Here is a 9,827-nt window from a genome sequence, read left to right as displayed (position 1 = left end):
CGGGCCACCGCCCGGCCCGTACGGCGGGCCACCGCCCGGCCCGTACGGCGGGCCGCCGTGGCGTCCCCTTCCCGCTCCGGCCGTCGACCCGGCCGACCTGCGTCCGCGGCGCCTGTGGTTCGTGCTCGCGGCGGTGATCATCGTGGCGGGCCTGACGACCGGTGCGGTGCTCGCCGCCGGCCTGATCCGCGACGCCGTCCCGACCGCCACGTTCACCGCGAACGAGACGGTGACCGTTGCGCTGAGACGGAGTCCGAGGCCGGGCTTCTACGTCACCGACGCCGGCTCGCTATCGGATCGTTGTTTCGCCCGTGACGCGGCCGGACACCAGATCTGGGCGAGACCGAGGGCCACACCACGATCACGATCAACAACACGCGCTGGCGCGTGCTCTCCTTCCTGAGCATCCCCGCCGACGGCACGTATCAGGTCGGCTGCGTCGCCACCGCCGCGGACACCGGCGCACGGTACGGCGTGGGCACACCGCCGGAGGCTCACGAGATGTTCACCACCATGCTCACCGTGACCGTCATTTGGGTCGGCGCGATAGCGATCGGCGTCGTGATCATCATCGTCATCGTGGTGCGGCGTGGCTCGAACCGCCGCCGCGTGCTCGCGGGCCCGATGCCGCGCTGAGCGCGACCGCGCGGCCGGCGGCGGCCCCCGAGCCGCCGTCGGCCGTGTGGTCAGGCACGCTCGAACCTCAGGTCCCCGAACATCACGTTCTTCGTCATCGGGCGGTTCAGGAACTCGTGCGGGAAGCCGGGCTCGATCGCGCTGGCCGCGTCCAGCTCGGCGAGCGCCGTGCCGGGCAGCGTCAGGTCGAGAGCGCCGAGGTTGTCCTCGAGCTGGCCGAGGGTCCGCGCGCCGATGATCGGGGCCGTCACGCGTGAGTCGCGCAGCGTCCAGGCGAGGGCGACCTGTGAGGGCGTCACGCCGAGGTCGCTCGCGACCTTCGAGACGACGTCGGCGATGGCGAGCCCGCGTTCGGTCAGCGCGCCGTTGGCGGCGGCGACGTTCTTGCGGGTGCCTTCGGCCGCGGCCGAGCCGCCCCCGTGGTCCAGGTCGTCCCGGGTGTACTTGCCGGTCAGCACGCCGCTGCCCAGCGGCGACCAGGGGATGACGCCGAGGCCCATCTCCCCGGCCATCGGGATCAGGTCGCGCTCGACGGTCCGCTCGATCAGGCTGTACTCGATCTGCAGCGCGACCAGGGGAGACCAGCCTCGCAGGTCGGCGATCGCCTGCATGCGCGAGACCTGCCAGGCCGGCGTGTCGGAGATGCCGACGTACAGGACCTTGCCCGCCCGTACGAGGTCGTCCATGGCCCGCAGGATCTCCTCCACCGGCGTCGTGAAGTCCCACGCGTGCAGGTAGAGCAGGTCGATGTAGTCGGTCCCCAACCGGCGCAGGCTGTCCTCCACCGAGCGGACCATGCTCTTGCGGTGGTTGCCGCCGGAGTTGGGGTCGCCGGGCCGCGACGTCAGGGTGTACTTGGTGGCGATCACCAGGCCGTCGCGGCGGTCGGCGACGAACTCCCCGACGAGCCGTTCGGCGGTGCCGTTCGTGTACTGGTTCGCGGTGTCGACGAAGTTGCCGCCCCGGTCGACGTACGCGTCGAAGATGCGGCGTGACTCGTCCTTCGCGGCACCCCAGCCCCAGTCGGAGCCGAACGTCATCGTCCCCAGCGCCAGCGGTGAGACCCGCAGGCCCGAACGCCCCAGCAGCCGGTAGGTGTCCAACGGTCCAGACACAGTTGTGTCCCCTTCGTGAAGTCACTCGCCCGGCCCTTCGGCCGAGCCGTCCCGCACAGCCTGCGCCGGGAGCGGAAGAGGGCGTAAGGGAAGCCTCATCATGGGATCGGCGCTCCCAGGTAGATTCGAGCTCATGAGTGACAGGGTCGATGTGGCTCACGAGCTGGCGGTCTTCCTGCGGGCGCGGCGTGAGCGCCTCAGCCCCGAGGACGTCGGCCTGCCGCGGCGCCGGCGGACCCGGCGCACGCCCGGCCTGCGCCGGGAGGAGGTCGCGGAGCTGGCCGCGGTGAGCGTCGACTACGTCATCCGGCTGGAGCAGGGCCGTGGGCTGCGGCCCTCTCCGGACGTGCTCGACGCGCTCGCCGGCGCCCTGCGGCTGAGCGACGACGAACGCGCGTACCTGTTCGACCTGACCCGGCACTGGTCGGCGGGCCGCAGGCCGTCCGGCGACGCCGCGGAGTGGCTGTCCTCGCTGGTGCACGACCTGTCGCCGCTGCCGGCCATGGTGGTCGACCATCGCTTCGACATCGTCGCGTGGAACCCCGAGATGGCCTGGCTGATGCTCGACTTCCCCAAGCTCCCGGAGGAGCAGCGCAACACGATGTACCTCTGTGTGCTGCACCCGGAGTACACCGGCCTCTATCTCGACCGTGAACGCACCATCCGCGAGGGCATCGCCGACCTGCGGGCGGCCTGGGCCGCGCACCCTGACGACACCGCGCTCGCGGACCTGGTCGAGCGGCTGCGGTCCCAGAGCGAGGAGTTCGCCCGGCTGTGGGAGCGCCGCGACGTCATGGTGAACGGGCACGGGACCAAGGCGCTGCTGCATCCACGCGTCGGCCCGATCTCCATCGAGTACGAGGTTCTGACGCCGCTGGGCGACGGGAGCCGACGGCTGGTCATCTACCGCGCCGCCGACCCGGTGTCGCAGGAGGCGCTCGACGCGGTGGCCCGTGAGGCGCGGGCCGGCACGCCCGCCCTCCGCGCGATCTGACCGCGGCTCTCTCAGGTCGACTGGGCGGCGCGGCCCCTCAGCCGGTTGACGATGGTGTTCGCGGCGTCACGGGTGAGGTCGCCGCTGATGAGGATGCGGCCCTTGGTGATCGGAGCGTCCACCCGGGGCGCGGCCACCACCTGGTCCCGTACGGTCAGCGCGAACGGACGGCCCGTGGCACCGCGGGTCAGCCGGGTCAGGGCGCGGCCGTCGGCCGGGATGAGGCTGAGCGACACGGCGTACCCACCGGCCTTCATCCGCTCCACGTGGATGTCGTTGACGCGCTTGATGGTGATGCCGACGGCGAGCTGGTAGCAGATCGGGCCGGTGGCGCTCTGCCCGATCGCGCCCTGTACGCCCGGCGGGCACTGCGCGCCGGGGATCTCCTGGGTCACCGGATAGATCTTCAGCGGCGCGGAGAAGCGCACGGGATGTTCCTGGGAGAAGGCGGCGATCAGCGTTCCGGTCAGGGCGATCGCCGCGATCACCACCCAGAGCGCGATCACTACCGCGATCAGTCCAGGCCGTGCGTGGGGGCGCCGCGCGGCTCGCATCGTGACCTCCGTTCTGCCGTCCTCAAGGGAGGACGATTGCGATCCGGTCCGGGTTGACCCGCCCACTCCGAAAAGGCCACGGGTCACCGGGGAATCCGGCCGGAGCCGTACTAAGTGGCGATCATCATTGGGATCATCGCACCATGGGCGCGCGCGTTCCAGGACAGGTACGAGAGCGGCAGGGTACGAGGGCGGCGCGGCGAAACGGGGCGAATAAGGTCATGGCATGAGACGGGGATGGGCGGCGGCGGTCGCCGGTGTGGCGGTCGTGCTCGCCGGGGCTCTCACCTGGGCGTCCGTCGGTGACGAGCCGCGGGTGAAGGCGACGGACCAGCGCATCACGGTCGTCGACGGGCCGAAGAACGACCAGCACGTCACTCTCGACACGACCTTCTTCCCGCCCGTGCACGGTGGCCGCGCCCCGGCGGTGCTCCTCGCGCACGGGTTCGGGGGGAGCAAGGACGACACACGGTCCCAGGCCGAGGATCTCGCGCGGCACGGGTACGCCGTGCTCACCTGGTCGGCGCGCGGCTTCGGGCAGTCCGGCGGCCAGATCACACTCGACTCGCCGGACTACGACGTGAAGGACGTCCGGCAGCTCGTCGACTGGCTGGCGCGCCGTCCGGAGGTGCGCCTCGACAAGCCCGGCGATCCGCGGGTCGGCGTCGCGGGGCAGTCCTACGGCGGCGCGATCTCCCTGCTGGCGGCCGCGTACGACTCACGGATCGACGCGATCGCGCCGCAGATCACCTGGTACGACCTGGCCGACGCGCTGTTCCCCGACGCGACCGGCGCCGGCCCGGCGAACGGGGTGTTCAAGAAGGCCTGGGCCGGCATCTTCTTCACGAGCGGCGCGTCGTCCACAGCCTGTGGACGATTCCTGCCGTCGCTGTGCTCGATGTACCAGAAAGTGGCCGAGACCGGACGGCCGACGCCGGAGGCGATCGCGACGCTCCACCGCGACAGCCCCGCGTCCGTGGCCGGCCGCATCCACGTGCCGACCCTGCTCGTCCAGGGCCAGACCGACTCGCTGTTCCCCCTCGACCAGTCCGACCGCAACGCCCGCGCCATCACCGGCGCGCCGGTGCGGACCGTCTGGTACCAGGGCGGGCACGACGGTGGCGACCCCGAGACGTCGCGGGTCAACGGCCTGGTCACGGGCTGGTTCGACCACTACCTCAAGGGCGGTCCGCTGCCGGATGACGGCGGTTTCATCGTCACCCGTACGGGCGGCATCGACTCCTCCACCCAGCGCGTGACGATCAGCGCGGCGTCCGCGCCCCGCTACCCCGGGCTGGCCGGGGCGACGCGGCGGTCCGTCCCGCTCAGCGGCGAGCAGGCCACGATCCAGAACCCGGCCGGCGGCTCGCCGTCCTCGATCTCCTCGATGCCCGGCCTCGGCCTGCTCGGCGCCGTCCCGAGCACGCCGGCCACGGGCGGCCTCGGCGTCGACCTGCCCGGGCAGTCCGCGACGTTCGACTCCGAACCGCTCGACGCGTCCCTGCAACTGACCGGCGCCGAGCAGGTGCGCCTGCGCGTCAAGGCGGTGCGGCCCTCATCGGAAACGCCCACGCTGTTCGCCAAGGTGTACGACGTCGACCCCGAGGGCCAGGCGTCACCGGCACGCCGCATCGCCGCGCCGCTGCGTCTCGACGGCACCGGGCAGGTGACGCTGCCGGCGATGGACTACCGGTTCGCGGCGGGGCACCGGATCCGGCTGGTGTTCAGCACCACCGACATGGGCTTCGCCTCCCCGGCCCGCCCGGCCGCCTACCAGGTGTCGCTCGAGTCGCCGCTGAGCGTGCCGGTCGACCCGGCGCTGCGCACGCCGCCCGCGCCGCTGCCGTGGTGGGTCTGGGGCTTCCCGGTCATCGCCGTGGTGGCCGGAGTCGTCATCGCGGCGACGTCACGGCGGCGCCGCCCGCGCGGGGGCGGCGAGGCGGACGCCGGAACACCGCTGGAGATCAGCGGCCTGACCAAGCGGTACAAGAACGGCTATCTCGCCGTGGACGACCTGTCCTTCCGCGTCGAGCGGGGCCAGGTCTGCGGGCTGCTCGGCCCGAACGGCGCCGGCAAGACCACGACCCTGCGCATGCTCATAGGGCTGATCCACCCCGACGACGGGGAGATCCGCATCTTCGGCGAACCCGTACGGCCGGGCGCGCCCGTGCTGTCCCGGCTGGGCTCATTCGTCGAGGGGCCCGGCTTCCTGCCGCACCTGTCCGGACGCGACAACCTCGAGCTGTACTGGAAGGCGGCCGGGCGCGGCGAGTCCCACATGGAACGGGCCCTGGAGATCGCCGGCCTGGGCGACGCCGTGCGCCGTCCGGTGCGCACCTACTCACAGGGCATGCGGCAGCGGCTGGCCATCGCGCAGGCGATGCTGGGCCTGCCGGACCTGCTCGTCCTCGACGAGCCGACCAACGGCCTGGACCCGCCGCAGATCGCGGAGATGCGCGAGGTGCTGGTCCGGTACGCCGCCGAGGGCCGCACCGTCATCATCTCCAGCCACATGCTGGCCGAGGTCGAGCAGACCTGCACCGACGTCGTCGTCATGCACAAGGGCCGGCTCGTCGCCGCCGGTCTGGTCGCCGAGATCGCCGGGAACGCCGGCTCGGTCGTCATCGGCACGCCGGACGTCGACCGCGCGCTGAGCGTGCTGGCCTCGCTGGAGGGCATCGAGAACGCCGAGCCGTACGAACCGGGCGTTCTCGTCCGGATCAACGGCTCGCCGCCGTCCGCCGTCGTCGCCGCGCTCGTCGGCGGCGGCGTCGCGGTGGAGCGCGTCGCACCGCACCGCCGTCTCGAGGACGCGTTCCTGGCGCTGATCGGGGAGGACTCATGAGTGACACGGGGCGGCGGGGCGCGGACCCGACCTACCGCCCGCGCCGTACGCTGCCGCTGCGCGTGGAGGCCGTCCGGCAGCTGCGCCGGCGCCGTACGTGGATCGCGTTCGCGGTGCTGCTCCTGCTGCCGTGGGTGCTGGCCGCCGCGTTCAAGATCGGCGGCTCGCCGTCCGGCAACGACCCGAACACGCCCGGCCTCGTCACCGTGGCCACGACCGGCGCGCTGAACTTCACCGCGTTCACGCTGTTCGCGTCGGTGGGCTTCCTGCTCGTGGTCGCGGTGGCGCTGTTCTGCGGCGACACGGTGGCCAGCGAGGCCGGCTGGGCGTCCCTGCGCTACCTGCTCGCCGCCCCCGTGCCGCGCGTGCGCCTGCTGCGGCAGAAGCTCATCGTCGCCCTGTCCCTGTCGGCGGTCGCGGTGCTCAGCCTGCCGGTCATGGCCATGATCACCGGCATCTACGTCTTCGGCTGGGCGCGCCTGCGGCTGCCCGCGACCGACACGGCCCTGCCGAACGGCACCGCGCTCACCCGGATGCTCATCATCGTCGGGTACACGCTCGTCTCCGAACTGGTCGTGGCGGCGCTGGCGTTCCTGCTGTCGGTCACCACCGACTCACCGCTCGGCGCGGTCGGCGGCGCGGTGGGGCTGGTGATCGTGAGCAACATCATCGACGCGGTCACCGCGCTCGGGCACTGGCGGGAGTTCCTGCCCACGCACTGGCAGTTCGCCTGGACCGACGCGTTGCAGCCGGACCTGGTATGGACCGGCATGGTCAAGGGCATGGTGCTGTCGGCGTCGTACGCGGTGATATTTCTCGCGCTCGCCGTGCGCCGATTCCGCGACAAGGACGTTGTCAGCTGAGGTCCGCAGGCACGATGCTTGAAACGGCCTCGCGCGTCGTACTCGGCTGGAGTGATCATGGAAGAGCTTCTGGTGTTCGGCGGGTCGGGCAGTCGCCGTCTCACCACGGCGATCTGCCGGCATCTGGGGGTCGAGCCCGGCGACGGCGAGGTCATCCGATTCTCCGACGGCAACCTGTTCGTCAAGGCCAACCAGAACGTCCGCGGCCGGCACGTCTACATCGTGCAGTCGACGGTGTTCCCGGCCAACGACAACTTCATGGAGCTGCTGTTCTGGATCGACGCGTTCAAGCGCGCGAGCGCCGCGTCGGTCACCGTGCTCATGCCGTACTTCAGCTACGCCAAGGCCGACAAGAAGGACGAGCCACGCGTCTCGATCCGGGCGCGGGTGTGCGCCGAGGCGATCGAGGCGGCGGGCGCCGCACGGGTCGTCACGATGGACCTGCACGCACCGCAGATCCAGGGCTTCTTCACGCTGCCCGTCGATGACCTGTACGCCCTGCCGATGCTCGCCGAGGCGATCGGCACGGCCGACGACCTGGTCGTGGTCTCCCCGGACGTCGGCTTCGCCAAGCAGGCGCGCAAGTTCGCCACCCGGCTCGGCGCGCCGCTCGCCATCGCCGACAAAGAACGCGTCGACCACAGTGAGGCGGCGCGCATCATCGACCTCATCGGCGACGTGGAGGGCCGCGACGCCGTCATCGTGGACGACTTCACCATCACCGCCGGCACACTCGTGGAGGTCGCCGAGGCCCTGATCGACCGCGGCGCCCACAGCGTGCGCGCGGCGGTCACGCACGGGGTGTTCACCGGCAAGTCGATGGAACGGCTCGACGACAGCCCCATCTCGCGTCTCTACGTCACCGACACCGTGGAGAACCAGCCGGTGAAGCTGTCGGCCAAGGTGGAGACGGTGTCGGTCGCACCGCTGTTCGCCGAGGCCATCGGCCGCATCCACCGCCGCGAGAGCATCAGCGTCCTGTTCCAGTGAGTGCGCCGGGCCGACGGCCCGGCGCGTGTTTCCCTCAGCCGCAGTGCACGTTGGACTTCAGTAGCCAGGCGTCCTCCACCTGGGCCTCGAGGTCGATGCACTGGCCTGCGGCCGAGACGTACACCGGGCCCGCGTAGTACTTGTAGTTGCCCTGGTCGGGCGTCCACAGAGGGTCGCTGTGCCGGGCGATCTTCACCATCTTGAAGGTCGCCGTGCCGTACGTGCTGCCGACGCCGTAGGTGAGCGCGCAGTTCTTCCCGGAAGAAGACGCGTAGTAGAGCTCCAGGGACCCCTTCTTCACCCCGCTGCTCGTCGAGACGTTGTAGACGTCGATCAGCGAGTAGCCGCTCCCGCAGGGACCGGCGGCGTACGCCGGTGCGGCCACGGCGACGGCACACGAGGCGGCCAGCGCGACCGTCGCGAGTGCCGCGGTCTTACGACGCATGGACATGCGTCCCCCTTCGTCCTGAATCATGAGCTGATCATCATCTCAGCACGGCTCCGACACCACTCGCCCCGGTACGGCCGGCCGGGGAGGGGCCCGGCCGGGCGTCCGTGCTACGCGACGGGGCCGACGAGGCAGATGACCTTCCGGTCGCCGAGCGTCCACTGGGCCTTGCTGGGCGAGAGGTAGTACAGCTGCGACTGCTTCTTCGCGGTCCGGTGCGACGCCTCGTACCGCCTGGTGCAGCCACGCTCGGCGGACGCGCTCGAACTCGCGTTGCCGGGCCACGAGCCCTGCGGCAGCGAGAAGACCGCGAAGACCTTGTTGCTGCCCGGTGTGCCGCACGGCTGGGCCTTGACGGTCGTGACCTCGCCGGTCTGCGGCGCCACGCAGTCACCGACGCGCAGTGTGTCCGGGGCCGCCTTCTGCGTCGAGTTGATCTGCCCGTTCGCGTCGCGCTTCGGCTCGTGCCATCGGGACAGCGCGGCCACGCCGACGCCGATGCCCACGGCCCACAGCAGCGACAGAATGAGGCCGGTAACGGCCAGTCCGACGCCCTTGTCGCCCCGGCGGCGCGTACGCACGAGTGCCGCGAGGCCGAGAACCAGGTTCACCGGAATGGTGATCACCAGGAAGCCCAGGATTCCGAGGATGAGGGACGTGATGGCCAGGCCATTGGTGGAGCGACGGCGGTCGCGATCGGCCCCGCCGTAGGGGCCGGTGCCGTACCAACCCGGCTCGGTGGCGGGGGCTTGAAACGACATTGCTTGTTTCCTTCCGGCGTAGTGCGAACGTTCCGCGGCCAGCTTTCGCCCTCGCTGTGCCGGATCGCTGTCGTTATGCTGTGGCGCACTGCGCTCTCACTGCCGCCCCCCTGGGCGCTCTGACTGCCGCGCGGTATCGGGCCTGCTCACGGGGTACGCAGGCCCGCGCGGAAAGGAAAACTGTGACCGTGCCGCTCATGGCCGCATCGGTCCGGTTCGAGATCCTCGGCCCGCTGCGCGCCTGGCGCGAGGACACCGAACTGGACCTCGGACCGGGCAAACAGCGGGCCGTCCTCGCCGTGCTCCTGCTCAACGCCAACCGGCCCACGCCGACGGCCCGGATCGTCGACGCCGTCTGGGGGAACGAACCCCCCGAGAACGGCGTCAACGTCGTCCAGAAGTACGTCGCGGGGCTGCGGCGGATCCTGGAGCCCGGCCGATCGCCCCGCACCCCGGGGCAACTCCTGACGCTGACCGAGGCCGGGTACACGCTCGTCGTGCCGCCGGGCCGCCTCGACGCCGAGGTGTTCACCGACCACGTCACGCGGGCCCGGACGGCCGGCCGTACCGCCGACGCCGCCGGGCACCTCAGGGCCGCGCTCGCGCTGTGGCGCGACGAGC

The 9,827-nt window shown here is 71.4% G+C and carries 10 protein-coding genes and 1 pseudogene; 7 read left to right on the top strand and 4 right to left on the bottom strand.

Features of this window, described 5'->3' with window-relative positions; all coding sequences use genetic code 11:
• Both ACFFNX_RS32405 and ACFFNX_RS32400 read left to right on the top strand, forming a co-directional pair.
• Positions 1-403 (top strand): annotated as a pseudogene (locus ACFFNX_RS32405) (hypothetical protein); the annotation flags it as partial.
• On the top strand, positions 388-636 hold the full coding sequence (locus ACFFNX_RS32400; RefSeq protein WP_378209678.1) for a hypothetical protein: 249 nt from the start codon (positions 388-390) through the stop codon (positions 634-636). The pseudogene ACFFNX_RS32405 and the gene ACFFNX_RS32400, both read left to right, overlap by 16 nt.
• Before the next feature lie 50 nt (positions 637-686).
• On the opposite strand, the gene ACFFNX_RS32395 is transcribed toward ACFFNX_RS32400, so the two are convergent.
• Entirely contained in the window at positions 687-1,751 is a 1,065-nt protein-coding gene (locus tag ACFFNX_RS32395) for an aldo/keto reductase (RefSeq protein ID WP_378209677.1), read from the bottom strand.
• Between the two features lie 133 nt (positions 1,752-1,884).
• Here ACFFNX_RS32395 and ACFFNX_RS32390 point away from each other — a divergent pair, with 133 nt between their 5' ends.
• Positions 1,885-2,745, top strand: a complete 861-nt coding sequence (locus tag ACFFNX_RS32390; RefSeq protein WP_378209676.1) for a helix-turn-helix transcriptional regulator — start codon at positions 1,885-1,887, stop codon at positions 2,743-2,745.
• 11 nt (positions 2,746-2,756) lie between these two features.
• Here ACFFNX_RS32390 and ACFFNX_RS32385 read toward each other — a convergent pair whose 3' ends face one another.
• The gene (locus ACFFNX_RS32385; RefSeq protein ID WP_378209675.1) at positions 2,757-3,299 is read right to left on the bottom strand and encodes a SecDF P1 head subdomain-containing protein; all 543 of its coding nucleotides are present in this window, start codon (positions 3,297-3,299) and stop codon (positions 2,757-2,759) included.
• 226 nt (positions 3,300-3,525) lie between these two features.
• Here ACFFNX_RS32385 and ACFFNX_RS32380 point away from each other — a divergent pair, with 226 nt between their 5' ends.
• From ACFFNX_RS32380 to ACFFNX_RS32370, 3 genes are read left to right on the top strand one after another with little or no spacing between them, the layout of a single operon-like run.
• Positions 3,526-6,144: an alpha/beta fold hydrolase gene (locus ACFFNX_RS32380; protein WP_378209674.1), complete on the top strand. Its 2,619-nt coding sequence runs from the start codon at positions 3,526-3,528 to the stop codon at positions 6,142-6,144.
• A complete protein-coding gene (locus tag ACFFNX_RS32375; RefSeq protein WP_378209673.1) occupies positions 6,141-7,007 on the top strand; it encodes an ABC transporter permease in 867 nt (288 codons plus the stop codon). Before ACFFNX_RS32380 ends, ACFFNX_RS32375 begins: the two co-directional genes overlap by 4 nt.
• A 57-nt stretch (positions 7,008-7,064) precedes the next feature.
• Entirely contained in the window at positions 7,065-7,997 is a 933-nt protein-coding gene (locus tag ACFFNX_RS32370; RefSeq protein WP_378209672.1) for a ribose-phosphate diphosphokinase, read from the top strand.
• A gap of 34 nt (positions 7,998-8,031) precedes the next feature.
• Here ACFFNX_RS32370 and ACFFNX_RS32365 read toward each other — a convergent pair whose 3' ends face one another.
• Both ACFFNX_RS32365 and ACFFNX_RS32360 read right to left on the bottom strand, forming a co-directional pair.
• On the bottom strand, positions 8,032-8,448 hold the full coding sequence (locus ACFFNX_RS32365) for a hypothetical protein (protein ID WP_378209671.1): 417 nt from the start codon (positions 8,446-8,448) through the stop codon (positions 8,032-8,034).
• A 107-nt stretch (positions 8,449-8,555) separates the two neighbouring features.
• Positions 8,556-9,206, bottom strand: coding sequence for a DUF4190 domain-containing protein (locus ACFFNX_RS32360; protein WP_378209670.1), 651 nt, complete (start codon positions 9,204-9,206; stop codon positions 8,556-8,558).
• A 197-nt stretch (positions 9,207-9,403) separates the two neighbouring features.
• Here ACFFNX_RS32360 and ACFFNX_RS32355 point away from each other — a divergent pair.
• On the top strand, positions 9,404-9,827 hold a 424-nt coding region (locus ACFFNX_RS32355), incomplete at its 3' end, for an AfsR/SARP family transcriptional regulator (RefSeq protein WP_378209669.1).

The sequence above is a fragment of the Actinoallomurus acaciae genome (genome assembly GCF_042429965.1).
GTDB lineage: Bacteria > Actinomycetota > Actinomycetes > Streptosporangiales > Streptosporangiaceae > Actinoallomurus > Actinoallomurus acaciae.
This window is presented reverse-complemented; position numbering and strand designations above follow the sequence as displayed.

Excerpts from the sequence above, each read along its gene's own strand:
- ACFFNX_RS32380 (WP_378209674.1), top strand. The coding sequence starts at position 3,526 with ATGAGACGGGGATGGGCGGCGGCGGTCGCCGGTGTGGCGGTCGTGCTC.
- ACFFNX_RS32390 (WP_378209676.1), top strand. The coding sequence starts at position 1,885 with ATGAGTGACAGGGTCGATGTGGCTCACGAGCTGGCGGTCTTCCTGCGG.
- ACFFNX_RS32360 (WP_378209670.1), bottom strand. The coding sequence starts at position 9,206 with ATGTCGTTTCAAGCCCCCGCCACCGAGCCGGGTTGGTACGGCACCGGC.
- ACFFNX_RS32365 (WP_378209671.1), bottom strand. The coding sequence starts at position 8,448 with ATGTCCATGCGTCGTAAGACCGCGGCACTCGCGACGGTCGCGCTGGCC.
- ACFFNX_RS32375 (WP_378209673.1), top strand. The coding sequence starts at position 6,141 with ATGAGTGACACGGGGCGGCGGGGCGCGGACCCGACCTACCGCCCGCGC.
- ACFFNX_RS32370 (WP_378209672.1), top strand. The coding sequence starts at position 7,065 with ATGGAAGAGCTTCTGGTGTTCGGCGGGTCGGGCAGTCGCCGTCTCACC.
- ACFFNX_RS32385 (WP_378209675.1), bottom strand. The coding sequence starts at position 3,299 with ATGCGAGCCGCGCGGCGCCCCCACGCACGGCCTGGACTGATCGCGGTA.